This window comes from Paenarthrobacter sp. R1, from assembly GCF_030264015.1.
Taxonomy (GTDB): Bacteria; Actinomycetota; Actinomycetes; order Actinomycetales; family Micrococcaceae; genus Arthrobacter; species Arthrobacter ureafaciens.
The window spans coordinates 1,865,560-1,879,732 of sequence record NZ_CP127115.1 but is presented as its reverse complement, the minus strand read 5'-3'; the positions used below and the strand labels follow the sequence as shown (position 1 = coordinate 1,879,732).

Here is a 14,173-nt window from a genome sequence, read left to right as displayed (position 1 = left end):
TCACATCATTGGGGGCATCTCGATTTTATAACGGTTGCAACTTTCGCCGGCCTCAAAAGACGCCAAAAGCCGGGTGAGACTGCCCACCCGGCGGCGTGATCCTGCTCGCTTTACGGTGCGTCTGTCTTGGCGATGTAGACGTCACACGGTGCAGTGTGCGCCACCGTGTTTGCCACGCTGCCCAGGACCCTTCCGATGCCCTGCATGCGTCGGTTGCCCACCACAATGAGCCGCGCATCGTGGATCTCGGCTTCTTTGACCAAGGCCTCCCCCGGCTTACCGCGGGCAGAGGAGTAGGTTACTTCCAGCCGGTCGTCGGCAAGTTGCTCGGCCACGGCCCGGGCTACTGCCTCGGCTTCGGCGGCGTCGGAGACGATCCATCGATCGGTTCCGATTTCCACAACCTCGGTCCGGTTGGTGTCAAAGGCGCTGACGACGCGCAGGTTGGCGCCGAGCCCGATGGCCAGCTGCTGGGCCGCTTTCGCCGCCCTCAAGGCGGTCTCGCTGCCGTCAACTCCTACAATGACTACTCCGGTCATAGCGCTGCTCCTTCATTGCTGGCTTGGATGGCCTCTGCAAGCACAGGTGCCAGACGGCGTACGCCTTCGGCAATCGTATCCGGGGGCACGGCACTGAAGGCCAGGCGCAACTTGTTGGACGGGCCGTCCGCGGGTGAAAAGGCCGCGCCGGGGATGAAGACAACACCGGCGTCGATGGCTTTTCCGAGGAGGGGATAAGTGTCCACACCCTCCGGCAGGGTCACCCAAACGAAGAAGCCACCGTCAGGCCTGGTCCAGGTAAGGCCTTCGGGCATGTGCTCGTCCAAAGCAGAAAGCAGGGCCCGGCAGCGCTCCGCGTACAACGCCCGGTAGGTTTCGATCTGGCCGCGCCAGTCGAACTCGCGGATGTAGGAGGAAACGAGCATCTGGTTGAGGGGCGGCGGGCAAAGGGTGACGGCCTCGGAAGCCAAGTAGAAGCGTCGCTGCAGGTGGGCGGGGACCAAGGCCCAGCCGATGCGCAAGCCGGGGGCAAAGATCTTGGAGAAGGAGCCCAGGTAGATCACGTCATCCGGGTTCGCCGCCCGCATGGGTGCGATGGGGTGGCCGTCAAAGCGGAGCAGGCCATAGGGGTTGTCCTCGAGAACCAATATATTCGCCGCGCGGCATATTTCGACGATCCGCTGGCGCCGCTCTGCGGCCAGCGTAATGCCTGAGGGGTTGTTGAAGTTGGGGATGGTGTAGAGGAACTTGATGCTCTTGCCCTCAGCCTGAAGCGAAGCGATCCTGGCCTCGAGCACCTCGGGGACCAGGCCGTCGTCGTCCATTTCGATCGGTTCCACCTGCACCTGGTAAGCCTCGAACGTGTTCAGCGCGCCGACGTACGTCGGATTCTCAACGAGCACCACATCGCCGGGATTGCAGAACACTTTGGTGGCGACGTCCTGCGCAGACTGTGAACCGGCGGTGACCACCACGTTTTCCGGCCGGGCATCGTTGATGCCCTCTGCGGCCATGACTTCGCAGATTTGTTGGCGGAGCTCTTCGGTGCCTTGCCCGCCGCCGTATTGCAGTGCGGTCATTCCTTCCTCGGAAATGATCCGGGCCGCCGTCTGTCCCAGCTTTTCCAGCGGAAGCGATTGCAGGTACGGGTTGCCGCCGGCGAGGGAGACCAATCCGGGCTGCATGGAGATGTCGAAGACGTCGCGAACCGCTGACTGCTTGATGTTGGCTGCGCGGGCTGAAAACAGTCCCTCGTGCGGATGGGCCGCAGTGGCTGCCCGTTCAATGGCATCGATTGCTTCGGCGGGAAGAGTGGTGTCGGCATTCAATGTTTTGTGGGTCACACTGACAGGATACTCCCGAAGGTTGCCAATAGGGCAACGTTTGTTTTCAACCAATCGGCTGGCCGGGGCTTTACGGAGTCAACCCGAACGGCTGGAATGTACTCATGACTTCGCACCAAGCATCCGTGACCAAGGCCGAGCAGTTCCATAAACTTCACCAGGCGGGTCCCGCGCCGCTGATTTTGGTGAACGTCTGGGACGCAGCCTCGGCCAAGGTGGTGCAGGAAGCGGGTGCGACGGCGATTGCTACCTCAAGCTCCGCCATCTCCTGGAGTCTGGGCTACCGGGACGGCGACCACGTGCCGTGGGGCCTGGCGATGGCGGTCCTGGGGCGCGTCGTGGCGGCGACAAGCCTGCCGGTCACCGCGGACATCGAAACGGGCTACGGACGTTCTGACGACGAACTCCGCGCCACCATCAACGCGGTACTGGACGCCGGCGCCGTCGGAATCAACATCGAGGACTCCGGAACCGAACCGCTCGCGGATATAGCGGAACAATCCCGCCGCATCGCCCTGATCCGGGCCGCGGCGGATGAACGCGGGATCCCGCTCTACATCAACGCGCGCACTGATACGTACTTGTCCGGGGCCTATCCCGATGCCGCTTACGAGGAGACGCTCGCACGCGCGGCGTCATACCTGCAGGCGGGCGCCGACGGCATCTTCGTCCCGGGCGTCTTGGATCTCCACACTTTGCACCAGCTTTCCGCAGGTATTGCCGCGCCGCTGAACGCGTTGGGCGGGCTCGGCGCGCCTTCGCCCATGGAATTGCACGACGCCGGCGTACGGCGCGTGAGCATAGGCGGCAACACAGCGAAGGCCGCTTATGCCAAGGTGGCCCGCGTCGCCACAGAAGTTCTGGGTGACGGCAACTGGTCCTGCCTGGCGGGCACCCGCAGCCATGACGAAATGGACGCGCTGTTCGCGGCGGGCCCGAAGTACGTGCCCTGATGAGGGCGTCGCCAGTGCAAGCGAACGACGGCGGCACGCGCCTTTAATGTCAGACCCCACCAATAGCTTGGAACAAGAGAAGGAGCCGGTAACCGGGCTCGGATAGCGGGCAACCAGGAGGATGGATGGCGAGGCGAAGCGTCCAGTTTTGGCGCATTGCGCAGGTGAACGGCGATGACCTCAGCCGTCCGTTTCCGGCGCGCCGGCTGGCTGAAGTGCTTCAGCAGGCTCGTCACGCGGGCACGGACCGGCACTACGTGTCCCCGGATGGAACCGTCCTGGTAGCCCAGGCTGTCGCCTTTACGCCGCATCCGGTCCTGCTGCTTGACCGGGTGCGGGACACCAACCTGCCCAGCGTCGGGGATCCATCGGGCCGCCGCAAGCCGTTGCCGTTGGCCCCGGGGGACCACCTCCTGGAAACCACCTATTTCGCTTTCTTGAAGCGAAACGTCGTGGCCGTGCTGACGAGCGGCAACGGCCCCCGCGCTTCGCGGATGGGGGAGTACCTGGAAGGGATGCTGGGCTTGGATCCCGGTCTGGTTCCGGTGGTGCGCGAGGACGTCGAGGAGATTCTCAGCCGGCTGGAAGTAAGCCGTTTTGAGTTCGCGCTGCCGGCCGAGCGTTTATCCGGAAAGCTCATGGAAGGCGAGTGGGCCGATGTCCTGGACAGCGCGTCGAGGCTGATGACCGAGGGCACGTTCCGGATCTCGCTGAGCGTCGGCCGGTCCGGCAAGGCCGCAGACAAACAGCGCATCCGCGAACGGATCCATCAATTGATCGAGCAGTTCCGGCACGCGGGATCCGTGGAACATTTCGATTACGTGGTGGCCGAGGGCAAAGATTCACTGACGGGCGATCGTGAGGTTGTCGATCTGCTCAAGGAACGGTTCATCTCGCACGTTGAGGTGGATGCGGATGCCTTCAATGATCCCGCCAAATCCGTTGCCCAAGCGGTTTCCATACTTAACAAGCAAGCGCGGGACAACGAGGAATTCTTCGCACGGACTTTGCCCGAGGTCCAGGGCTCGCCTGACACTGCCCTGGTGCCGGACCTGATCGCAGGTGGGATGGCTGCGGTGCGCGAGGCCATGGCTGCCGCCCTGGCTGCGAAAGAAGCCGCCAGTGCTGATGTGTCGACGCAAGGCGTAAAGGCGGATTCCCGGGAAGAGGGTGCCGGGCATGAGCTTGTACGAGGTTGATGTGGAACGGCGCGGAAGGCGTCGAATCCTGTGGCGTTGGTTCCTCCTCCATCCGAGGGCTGACTACCTCTGGGCCTTGATATTGGTGCTCCTGTGGATGGCTGCTGCTTTGCTGTTCCGGCAGCCTCTGATCCTGGAGGGCGTCGGACCCGGTGCCCGCCGGACGCTGTTCCAGACCCTAGCGACGATGGCCGGTGCCACAGCCGGCCTCACGCTGACCAGCGTCTCCATGCTGATCAACGTCCTCGGGAAGAAATCAGCGCCCGGCCAACGTGAACTGCCGTTGGAGAAGCTCACCCCCACGCACCGACGCCAAATCGGTGAGGTGTTCCTGTTCGCGATCCCCGGGCTCGGACTGCTCCTGATCGCTTCCCTTATCACTGTGGTCCTCGAAGGTGACGAATCGAGGGGGCTCTGGATCCCGGAAGCCGTGGTTTTCGTCTTTGCCTTCGCTTCCGCGCTGGCGTTGCTCAGGGTCGCGTGGGCGCTCCGTCGGGTCCTGGCCATTGCCACCGGATGACCGCCGCCCACGTCACCGCAGGCTCAGTGCGACGTCCAAGGTCATGCCGTTGACGTAGATTTCGGCACGCGTTGCACCGCTGGCAGCCACCACGGTGTGCGTGAGCTTCGCTTCGATCCGGGGGATGTCGCACACGCCGCCCGGCCGGATGGACCCGCCCAGGTTCACCACCACCGTGGAGCCGCTGACATAACCGGAGACGAAGTGCAGGGAGGAGGCCGCGAGGGAATCGTAGAGTGCGGCGTCGTTGTCCACGGGCAAACCTGCGCCCAACAAGCGGCCGAGGGCCACGGTCAAAGGATCGCCGGATGACGCCGGACCGCGGACTGGGACAAGGCTGTCATTGCAGCCGAACCGCACACCGCGGGAACCGCCGTCGTTGATGGCCACGTAGTAAACGGCAGGGCCGGGCTCCACCTGCGGGGGCACTACCGCTGCCCGCGCGGCCTCGCCGCCCGCTGAGGGGCTGGCTGATGGTCCCGGGGAAGGCTCGACGGCGGTGCCCGGGTCGGCCGGGCTGCTGGCGCCTTGGCTGGTGTCGGTCGGGGTCGAAGGACCTGGGACCGCGTCCGTTCCGCCCCCGCCCGACGCGCCGCCGCCCGTTCCGGCCCCGCTCGTAGCGGCCCCGCTGGACACAGCCCCGCCCGATCCCGGAAGCGGGCCGGGGGCTGAGGGCTGGCCGGGATCACCAGAAGGAGGCAGGTTCCTGGGGGTGGTATCCGGCTGCGGTGTGGCAGACGAAACTGGCGGGGCCAGGCTGTTGCTGATGGGTTCGTCCGGGTTCTGCGGACCGGTAGAACCTGCTGCGGAAACGAATGGCGTGGAGGAAGGCGAAACCGCCTCAGGCGACGCCGTGCAGCCGGCCACCCACGTACTGAACAACAGGCAGGCGGCTGCGATCGCCGTCGTACTCTGCAGCCCCAGCCCGGCACGCATGACAGCCCCACACTCCTGTCCGTTCACCTGTCCTTAAACGTTAGGCCGCCTTGCAGGTGGGCAACATGCCGGTACGGTGACGGTTCGGACAAGACTCGGTCACGCGGGGCGGGAACGGTGTGGAAAACGGTGCCGCTAAACGCAAAGTGCCCCCGTCCTGTCCGGTAGATGTGGACGGAACGGGGGCACCAGGAAGAGTGACTAGGCTGCGGCTGCTTCGTCATCCTGAACGGCGGTCAGCGGCTCGAAGATGCCCTTGATCTGTTCCACGACCTCGGCGTCGTCCTTCGGGTGCAGTTCGGCGAAGCGGACCATGGATCCCGGCACGGCGAGCTTGACGTCTTCGAGGACCTTGGCGCCGGCGATGCCGACGGCCTTGCGGGCTTCGTCCTGCGCCCAGACGCCGCCGTACTGGCCAAAAGCGGTTCCGACGACGGCGGTCGGCTTGCCTGCGAGAGCGCCGGCGCCGAACGGGCGGGACAGCCAGTCGATGGCGTTCTTGAGGGATGCGGGGACGGTGCCGTTGTGCTCGGGGGTGACCAGGAGGAGGGTGTCAGCATTGGCTGCAGCCTCGCGGAGGGCGGCGGCTTCGGCCGGAACCTGGCCTTCGACGTCGATGTCCTCGTTGTAGAACGGGATGTTGCCCAGCGAGCCGTGGATCTGGACGTCAACGTTGTCCGGAGCGTTCAGCGCGATGGCCTCGGCGAGCTTCTTGTTGTGGGAATCAGCGCGGAGGCTGCCGACGAGGGTGAGGACGGTGCTCTTGGTCATTGTGGTCTCCTTGGTAGGTTTTGGGCCTTCACCGATACTAAACGGACCACGGTCCGCTTTCTATTCCCGGGGTCTAGAATGACTCATGTGAGCTTCATCCCACTCCGGCCCGACGTGCCTTCTGAATCGCCGCACGAACGGCGAGACGCCGCGCGCAACCGGGAGCGCCTGCTGAGCGCCGCACGCGAGCTGGTAGATGAGTTTGGCGCTGAAGCGCTCACCATGGATGCGCTGGCCTGCAAAGCCAAAGTGGGCAAAGGGACGGTGTTCCGGCGCTTCGGCAGCCGGGCCGGACTTATGATGACCTTGCTGAGCGACTCCGAATCCGAATTCCAGCGCGGCTTCATGTTCGGGCCGCCGCCGCTGGGCCCCGGCGCGCCGCCGCGGGACCGCCTGGTTGCCTTCGGTGAGGGTCGGATTTATTTCATTCTGGAGAACGGTGACCTGTGGAAGGCCGCGGGTGCTTCCACCCGGAACCGTTTCGAAGCTCCACCCACCGCCCTCGCGCACCGGCACGTGGAGATGCTGCTGCGGGAGGCGGGCATTCCCGATCCCTGGGTGATGGCGATGGCCTTGATTGCGGCCCTGGACCCTGACCGGATCGTCAATGACGTGCGTGTTCACGGCATCTCGCCCAAGCGGCTCACCGATTCCTGGGGTGAGCTGGTCCGCCGTCTCGTCCCGTCAGCCTGACGGCTGCATCCGGGCACGTTCAGCGCGGGAACGCGCCCTGTCGGCTGCGGTGAGGCAGGGCCGGTAAGTGGCATAGCACCTCCATTTATGACGCAGTCTGCTCATAACGATCTGGCTGCAGGGGCGAAGACGGGGCGCAACGGGCCAAATATGAAGCAGTTATTGTGGTAGTTTCCTTGTGAATGTGACCCATGCCATACATGGCCGGTGATCACTGAAGGGGTTTGGGGGTACACATCCCTGCGCCAATTCGTAGCTGACACCGGCCACCGCCGGTAACCGCGGAAGGACCAGCTTTGAGCTTTGCCACGATCAAGGGCAGCCGCCCGACATGCTGAAATATCTGCTGAAGCGGTCGGGAATCTACCTGATCATGATCTTCCTGACCACCAGCGCGGGATACTTCCTGGCTGTCTCTACGCTCAAGCCGGCGCTCCTCGAGCAGGAGAAGATTCCGCGGCCCACCCCGGAACAGGTATCGGCGTCGTTCAGGGGACTGGGATTGGACCCGGATGCCAACCCGTGGCAGCGCTACGTGGACTGGCTCGGCGGCATCATCACACGCTGGGATTGGGGCCGCAGCCCGAACGGAGCGTACGTCAACGCCGAGTTCGCGGACCGCGTGATGGTCTCCACCCGGCTCTTCATCGCCTCCATCATCCTGACCCTCATCATCGGTGTTGCGCTGGGCGTCTACTCGGCAGCCCGGCAGTACAAGTTCCCGGACAGGGTCATCACCTCCTACAGCTACTTGGTCCACATTCTCCCCGCGCCGATCGCCTACTTCCTGGTGCAGCTGGGTGCCATCAGCGTCAACGAGGCGGTGGGGGAACGCATCTTCTTCGTGACGGGAATTTCGACGCCGGGAATAGACCCAGGCTGGCCGGCTTTCGTTGACCTTGTGGCCCACTACGCCGTGCCCACCTTCGCGATGACCATCTTCGGTTGGGCGGGATACCAGATTGCGCAGCGGCAATACCTGCTGGACAACGTCAATGCCGACTTCGTGCGGACAGCCCGCGCCAAGGGCCTCACCCGCAACCAGGCAATCCGCAAACACGCGTTGCGGGTGTCCTTCATTCCGGTAGCGCAGAGCATCGCGTTCACCATCCCGGCCATCTTCACGGGCGGTTTCTTCGCCGAAGCGATCTTCGCGTGGCCCGGCATCGGGCTGTGGAGCATCCAGGCGATCGGCCTCCAGGACGTTAACGTCGCCACGGCAACCCTGGCCTACGGGTCGGTGATCTTCGCGATCGGCGCCATCCTGGCCGACTTCGCCACCACACTGGTCGATCCACGAGTGAGGGTCCAGTAATGAGCAACATCATTGATCCCATCGCCGAAATCGACGAGTCCCGCGTTGCAGACCAGGACGTGGTGATCGGCAAGTCGCGCATCATCTTCCGTCGTTTCATGCGGAACAAAACTGCCGTGGCCGGCCTCGTGATCTTCCTGGCGCTGTTCCTCTTTTCCCTGTTTGGCGGGTTCCTGACCCCGTGGGACAAGGACACCATCGATCCCCTCAACATCGGAATGGGGCCGTCGCCCGAGCACTTCTTCGGCACCACCCAGGCAGGCATCGACCTCCTGGCCCTGATCGTGGACGGCACCAGGACCTCGATCTTCATCGGATTGATCGTTGGTGGCCTTTCCGTGCTGATCTCCGCTGTCTATGGCTGCACCATGGCGTTCTTCGGGGGCAAGGTGGACGCCACCATGCTGTTCATCCTCGAAGCGTTGATCATGATGCCCGCCATCCTGGTTGTCGCCGTCGCCACCAACGGCGGTGGCGGACTCAAGAACCTGCCCAGTTGGCTGCTGCTGATCATCGTCCTGCTGTTCTTCAGCTGGATGGGCACCGCCCGCTTGGTGCGGTCCTTGTCCATGTCCCTCATGCAGCGCGACTACGTCAAGGCCGCCAGGTACATGGGCGTCCCTTCCCGCAGGATTGTGTGGCGGCACCTCGTCCCCAACATTGGCTCCCTCCTGGTGCTCGACTTCACGCGTGGCATCACCGGAGCAGTCCTGGCAGAAGTAGCTTTCTCCTTCATCGGCATCGGCATCAAGCTCCCGGACGTCAGCCTGGGTGTCCTGATCGGCCAGGCAACAGGCCAGGTGTCCTCCTTCCCGTGGATGTTCTGGGTTCCGTTGGTGGTCATGTTCCTCCTGACGGGTTCGCTGGCCATGATGAACGACGGCCTCCGTGACGCTTTCGACCCCAGTTCCAGTTCCATCGGCCGGGCCAAGCGAAACTCCGGCAAAGCAGTCGAAGCTGCACAGAGCTCAAAGGGAGCCAGCAAATGAGCACCAACATTTCCCAGAGTCCCGCGGAACGGCTCCACGATGCAGGCCTCTACGCTCCCGGCGACGCGGTCCTCAGCGTCCGCGACCTGAACGTCCGCTTCAACTCGGAAAACGGTGTTGTCCACGCTGTCCGCGGCGTTGATTTCGACCTGATGCCCGGCAAGACCCTGGGCATCGTGGGCGAATCCGGTTCGGGCAAGTCCGTCACCTCCATGGCGATCATGGGCCTCCTGCCGGAAACGGCGGACATCACCGGGTCAGTCCGATTCAAAGGCAAGGAATTCCTGGGCCTGAGCGACAAAGCCATGTGCAAGCACCGCGGCAATGACATCGCTATGGTGTTCCAGGATCCGCTCTCCTCGCTGACGCCCGTCTACACGGTCGGCAACCAGATCATCGAGGCGCTCACGGTCCACAACCCCACCATGAGCAAACAGGCCAAAGAAGCCCGCGCCGTCGAACTTTTGCGGATGGTGGGCATCCCGAGTCCCAAGGACCGGCTCAAAGCCTTCCCGCACGAATTCTCGGGCGGTATGCGCCAGCGCGTCATGATCGCCATTGCGATCGCCAACGATCCGCGGGTGCTCATCGCCGATGAACCCACGACGGCGTTGGACGTCACCATCCAGGCGCAGGTGCTGGAAGTCCTTCACACCGCGCAAGAGGAAACCGGGGCCGCCGTCGTCATGATCACGCACGACCTCGGCGTTGTAGCGGGCATGGCCGACGACATCATGGTCATGTACGCGGGTAAGCCGGTGGAAACCGGCACCGTGGAGGACATCTACTACAACCCCCGGATGCCCTACACGCTGGGTCTCCTGGGGGCAGTGCCCCGGGTGGATACCGCCACCAAACAGTCGCTGGTGCCCATCGAAGGGACGCCGCCCAACCTCACGTTGCCCGTCACCGGTTGCTCCTTCGCCCCCCGCTGCCCGCTGGCCAGCGAGGAATGCCTGGATGGCGAGCCAACCCTGTGGCCGGTGACGGCGCCCGATGGCGCAGTTGTCCAGGGCCACCAGGCAGCCTGCATCAAGTCCGAGAAACTGGCCGGAGACGCCGACGCGCACCGCATCTTCAAGGCGCCCCCGCTTCCGGTATCGAAGTTCGACGGCGTTCACCGCGTCGAGCGGGAAAAGGTCCTGGAACTCAAGGACGTCAAAAAGCACTTCCCGCTGCTCAAAGGTGCCCTCATCAAGCGCCGGATCGGCACGGTCAAAGCCGTGGACGGCTTGAGCTTCGACATCCGCGAAGGTGAATGTCTCTCTATCGTGGGGGAATCGGGCTGCGGCAAGACCACCACCCTCCTGGAAATCATGGAGTTCCACCCCGAGCAAACGGGCGAGGTGGTGATCGGCGGCGTCAGCAACAAGTCCGCCACGGACAACAAGACCAAGATGGCCATGCGCAAGGAAATGCAGATGGTCTTCCAGGATCCCACCGGAGCCCTGGATCCGCGGTTCACCGTGTACGAGGTGCTGGCCGAACCGCTCGAGAACCTGGGCATGCCCAAGGCGGCGGTCAAGAAACGGATCATGGAACTCATGCGCCTGGTGGGGCTGCAACCGGACCACGTGAACCGGTTCCCCAACCAGTTCTCCGGTGGCCAGCGGCAGCGCATCGGCATCGCCCGGGCGCTCGCGGTCAATCCGAAGCTCGTTGTCCTGGACGAGCCGGTGTCCGCGCTGGATGTCTCCGTGCAAGCCGGCGTGATCAACCTCCTGGACCAGCTCCGCGCCGAACTCGGCCTGAGCTACCTGATGGTGGCACACGATCTCTCCGTGGTCCGGCACATCTCCAACCGGGTGGCCGTCATGTACTTGGGGAAGATCGTGGAGACCGGCGACGTGGACGACGTCTTCGACAACCCCCGGCACCCGTACACAAGGGCCCTGCTGTCCGCGATTCCCGTGCCGGATCCGGAAGTGGAACGCACCCGCGAACGCATCATCCTCGAAGGTGACCTGCCCAGCCCCCTGGACGCCCCCAAGGGATGTAATTTTGCGACTCGCTGCCCCGTATTTGCAGCGCTTCCACCGTCCAAACAGGAGAAGTGCCTTAATCTGGAGCCGCCCTTGGCCTCAGAAGGGAAACAGGAGTTTGCATGCTTCTTCCCGGATGGAGAAATAGATGCCGACATGCTGGTGGTGCATGCCTGACGACACATGACGCATTGAAAAAATCCCTGGTCTCAACTCGCAATGATTTTCCAGTCGTAAACATGAAGGGCACACCATGAAGAAGTACACGACGATCGGCGGCGTAGCACTGGCAACAGCGCTGATGCTGACCGCCTGCGGCGGGGGAACGCCGTCGGGTCCGGCCTCCCAGAAGGCCGAAGAAGCAGGCGGCGACATCAGCAAGCTGATCAGCGTCAACGCCAAGGAAGCCAAGGACCTGGAGCAGGGCGGCACGGTCACCCTGGCCGTGGGCAGCATCGGCCCGGATTTCAACGGCTTCTCCAACGTGGGCAACAGCGCGGACACGTCCGCACTCATGACCCCGGTGAACACGGCCTCCATTAACAGTGGCGGCATCGGCGGTTGCTGGAAGCTCGACTTCGACGGCAAGGCAGAGCCGAACAAGGACTTCTGCGAAGAGGTCAAGAGCGAAGTCAAGGATGGCAAGCAGACCATCACCATCAAGATCAACGACAAGGCTACGTGGAACGACGGCACGCCAATCGACGTCAAGACGTTCGAGAACACGTGGAACATGCTCAAGGGCGAGGACACGTCGATCGACATCGTAAGCGCCGGTGCTTATGCGTTTGTTGACTCGGTCAAGGCCGGAGCCAATGACAAGGAAGTCATCGTCACCACCACCCAGCCGGTCTACCCGCTGGAAGGCCTGTTCTTCGGCCTGATCCACCCGGCCATCAACACCCCGGACATCTTCAACAAGGGCTTCGCCGGTGAGATGCACCCCGAGTGGATGGCCGGCCCGTTCAAGGTTGAAAACTACGACACCACCGCCAAGACCGTCACCATGGTTCCGAACGACAAGTGGTGGGGCCAGAAGCCTGTTCTCGAGAAGATCGTTTGGCGCCAGATGGAACCCAGCGCCACCATCGCAGCTTTCAAGAACGGCGAAATCGACGCAACCAGCGGCCGTACCCTCGGCCGTTACAAGCAGCTCGAAGGCACCAAGGATTCCGAGGTCCGCCGTGGCCAGCGTCTCTTCGCAGGTGGCCTGAACCTCAACGCCAAGCGTCCGGCCCTCACCGACGTCGCAGTACGCAAGGCGATCTTCACCGCCGTCGACCGCAAGGCCATCCGCGATGTCCGCTTCAACGGCCTGAACTGGTCCGAAGAGAGCTCGGGCTCCATGATGCTCATGCCGTTCTCCGAGTACTACCAGGACAACTACCCCGTGAAGGAAGGCGGCGCCGAGCAGGCCAAGAAGGTCCTGACCGACGCCGGCTACGCCCCGAACGACAAGGGCATCATGGCCAAGGACGGCGTTCCGGTTGCCTTCAGCATCACCAACTTCGGTGACGACCCCACCACCGCCGCCACTTCGCAGACCCTGCAGAAGCAGCTCCAGGCTGCGGGCATGGACGTTTCCATCGACCAGCGCGGTGACGCCGACTTCGGCAAGGTTGTTGGCGGTCGCGAGTTCGATGTGACCATCTCCGGCTACACCGTTGGCCCGGATGCCACGGACGCAGTCAAGCAGTACTACGACTCCGCCACCAACGAGAACGGTCTGGGCGACGCCGAGCTGGACGCCGAAATCAAGCGTCTTGCAACCATTGCCGACGACGCCGAGCGCAACAAGGCCGCCATGGAGGTAGAGAAGAAGCACATGGAGAAGTACTTCTCCATGGGTACCGTCCTGAACGGCCCGGAGATCCAGTTCGTTCGTACGGGCCTGGCCAACTACGGTCCGTCCCTGTTCAAGAGCCTGTCCAACGTTCCGGACTGGACCACCATCGGTTGGGAAAAGGGCGCCAAGAAGTAGCCCGTCAAGCCTGATCTGACTGATCTGCTTGATCTGACAGTTTCGACAGGATCTGAACGATCTGCTTGATCTGACAGGATCTGAACGATCTGCTTGAACTGACAGGATCTGAACGATCTGCTTGACCTGAAGAAGGCCGGGATTTCCCGCAGCCGCTGGTGTGTGCCACGGCCCGCGGAGGAGTCCCGGCCTTCCCCATGCGTTCCTCTCTCACATCCCACCCCCTTTCACCGATCGCTCTCTCACATCCCGTCGCGTTTTGGGCATCCTTCTCTCACATCCCACCCCCTTTCACCGATCGCTCTCCCACATCCCGCCGCGTTTTGGGCATCCTTCTCTCACATCCCCTCACAGGACGTGCTCCCGCTCCGGGGTGGAAAGGCGTTTTGTACATCATGTACATCTCGGACACCATCAACCGCGCTGCCTACGGGCACGAGCGCATCAGCGTCGCACGTCGTGGCAAGGTTGCGGCCGTTTTGATCGGCGCCCAAGATCTGAAACGACTTGAACTACCCGAAGATGAGGCGGACCTGCGGGCTCTCCAAGCACGACGGCACTCGAATCGGTCTTGACGAGATGCTGAAGGAGAACGGCACTAACCGTTGACCGTCTATCGAATCGAGTTCACCGCAGCAGCTGCTAAGCAGATCCGTAAGCTCGACCCGGCTATCAGGCGACGACGTCTGCTGGGCATTTCCGACCTTCGGGACGATCCGCGACCCCCGAGTGATTTGCGAAATAGAGGACAGCGAGCTGGTTGTTGTCTTCCGGTCAGCGCACCGGCTTGAGGCGTACTGAACTGCCCGGCACGGCGTTGCCCATCAACGTGTACGGCTCCCCGATGTCCCACCGACTCCCCGGATAGCGCCCGCCCAGATAGAGCGTCGCTGAAAAGGGGTGGGGAAGTGATAGAGCGTCCGTCGGGAGGGGTGGGGAAGTGATAGAGGAAGGCCCGGGAGGGGTGGGGAAGTGATAGAGGATCGGTAGC

At 63.2% G+C, this 14,173-nt stretch carries 12 protein-coding genes; 8 read left to right on the top strand and 4 right to left on the bottom strand.

What is annotated here, in order from left to right:
• Positions 1 to 110: 110 nt before the first annotated feature.
• Positions 111 to 539, bottom strand: coding sequence for a universal stress protein (locus QN084_RS09075; protein ID WP_021473001.1), 429 nt, complete (start codon positions 537 to 539; stop codon positions 111 to 113).
• On the bottom strand, positions 536 to 1,843 hold the full coding sequence (locus QN084_RS09070; RefSeq protein ID WP_069696217.1) for an aminotransferase-like domain-containing protein: 1,308 nt from the start codon (positions 1,841 to 1,843) through the stop codon (positions 536 to 538). Before QN084_RS09070 ends, QN084_RS09075 begins: the two co-directional genes overlap by 4 nt.
• Before the next feature lie 104 nt (positions 1,844 to 1,947).
• Between QN084_RS09070 and QN084_RS09065 the strand changes: the two genes are divergently transcribed.
• The 3 genes from QN084_RS09065 (at position 1,948) to QN084_RS09055 (ending at position 4,515) form a co-directional block, all read left to right on the top strand.
• Complete coding sequence (locus tag QN084_RS09065) at positions 1,948 to 2,796, top strand: isocitrate lyase/PEP mutase family protein (protein WP_021473003.1); 849 nt, start codon at positions 1,948 to 1,950, stop codon at positions 2,794 to 2,796.
• A gap of 125 nt (positions 2,797 to 2,921) precedes the next feature.
• Positions 2,922 to 3,995 (top strand): hypothetical protein, encoded by a 1,074-nt coding sequence (locus QN084_RS09060; RefSeq protein ID WP_069696218.1) that lies wholly within the window; start codon positions 2,922 to 2,924, stop codon positions 3,993 to 3,995.
• The gene (locus QN084_RS09055) at positions 3,976 to 4,515 is read left to right on the top strand and encodes a hypothetical protein (RefSeq protein WP_021473005.1); all 540 of its coding nucleotides are present in this window, start codon (positions 3,976 to 3,978) and stop codon (positions 4,513 to 4,515) included. The genes QN084_RS09060 and QN084_RS09055 overlap by 20 nt, the downstream gene beginning before the upstream one ends.
• A gap of 12 nt (positions 4,516 to 4,527) precedes the next feature.
• Here QN084_RS09055 and QN084_RS09050 read toward each other — a convergent pair whose 3' ends face one another.
• Positions 4,528 to 5,478, bottom strand: coding sequence for a hypothetical protein (locus QN084_RS09050; RefSeq protein WP_285751561.1), 951 nt, complete (start codon positions 5,476 to 5,478; stop codon positions 4,528 to 4,530).
• Positions 5,479 to 5,652: 174 nt separating this feature from the next.
• Positions 5,653 to 6,222, bottom strand: coding sequence for an NAD(P)H-dependent oxidoreductase (locus tag QN084_RS09045; RefSeq protein WP_069696220.1), 570 nt, complete (start codon positions 6,220 to 6,222; stop codon positions 5,653 to 5,655).
• A gap of 87 nt (positions 6,223 to 6,309) precedes the next feature.
• Between QN084_RS09045 and QN084_RS09040 the strand changes: the two genes are divergently transcribed.
• From QN084_RS09040 to QN084_RS09020, 5 genes are all read left to right on the top strand, one after another.
• The gene (locus QN084_RS09040) at positions 6,310 to 6,915 is read left to right on the top strand and encodes a TetR/AcrR family transcriptional regulator (protein WP_021473008.1); all 606 of its coding nucleotides are present in this window, start codon (positions 6,310 to 6,312) and stop codon (positions 6,913 to 6,915) included.
• Positions 6,916 to 7,246: 331 nt separating this feature from the next.
• Positions 7,247 to 8,230 (top strand): ABC transporter permease, encoded by a 984-nt coding sequence (locus QN084_RS09035; RefSeq protein ID WP_062098423.1) that lies wholly within the window; start codon positions 7,247 to 7,249, stop codon positions 8,228 to 8,230.
• Positions 8,230 to 9,219, top strand: a complete 990-nt coding sequence (locus QN084_RS09030; RefSeq protein WP_021473010.1) for an ABC transporter permease — start codon at positions 8,230 to 8,232, stop codon at positions 9,217 to 9,219. Before QN084_RS09035 ends, QN084_RS09030 begins: the two co-directional genes overlap by 1 nt.
• The gene (locus tag QN084_RS09025; protein WP_069696221.1) at positions 9,216 to 11,378 is read left to right on the top strand and encodes a dipeptide ABC transporter ATP-binding protein; all 2,163 of its coding nucleotides are present in this window, start codon (positions 9,216 to 9,218) and stop codon (positions 11,376 to 11,378) included. Before QN084_RS09030 ends, QN084_RS09025 begins: the two co-directional genes overlap by 4 nt.
• A gap of 76 nt (positions 11,379 to 11,454) precedes the next feature.
• A complete protein-coding gene (locus QN084_RS09020; RefSeq protein ID WP_021473012.1) occupies positions 11,455 to 13,182 on the top strand; it encodes an ABC transporter family substrate-binding protein in 1,728 nt (575 codons plus the stop codon).
• The last annotated feature ends 991 nt before the right edge of the window (positions 13,183 to 14,173 follow it).

Bases quoted from the DNA above. Each gene is read 5' to 3' on its own strand.
- QN084_RS09065 (WP_021473003.1), top strand. From the start codon at position 1,948: ATGACTTCGCACCAAGCATCCGTGACCAAGGCCGAGCAGTTCCATAAA.
- QN084_RS09060 (WP_069696218.1), top strand. From the start codon at position 2,922: ATGGCGAGGCGAAGCGTCCAGTTTTGGCGCATTGCGCAGGTGAACGGC.
- QN084_RS09020 (WP_021473012.1), top strand. From the start codon at position 11,455: ATGAAGAAGTACACGACGATCGGCGGCGTAGCACTGGCAACAGCGCTG.
- QN084_RS09030 (WP_021473010.1), top strand. From the start codon at position 8,230: ATGAGCAACATCATTGATCCCATCGCCGAAATCGACGAGTCCCGCGTT.
- QN084_RS09025 (WP_069696221.1), top strand. From the start codon at position 9,216: ATGAGCACCAACATTTCCCAGAGTCCCGCGGAACGGCTCCACGATGCA.
- QN084_RS09045 (WP_069696220.1), bottom strand. From the start codon at position 6,222: ATGACCAAGAGCACCGTCCTCACCCTCGTCGGCAGCCTCCGCGCTGAT.
- QN084_RS09075 (WP_021473001.1), bottom strand. From the start codon at position 539: ATGACCGGAGTAGTCATTGTAGGAGTTGACGGCAGCGAGACCGCCTTG.
- QN084_RS09035 (WP_062098423.1), top strand. From the start codon at position 7,247: ATGCTGAAATATCTGCTGAAGCGGTCGGGAATCTACCTGATCATGATC.
- QN084_RS09055 (WP_021473005.1), top strand. From the start codon at position 3,976: ATGAGCTTGTACGAGGTTGATGTGGAACGGCGCGGAAGGCGTCGAATC.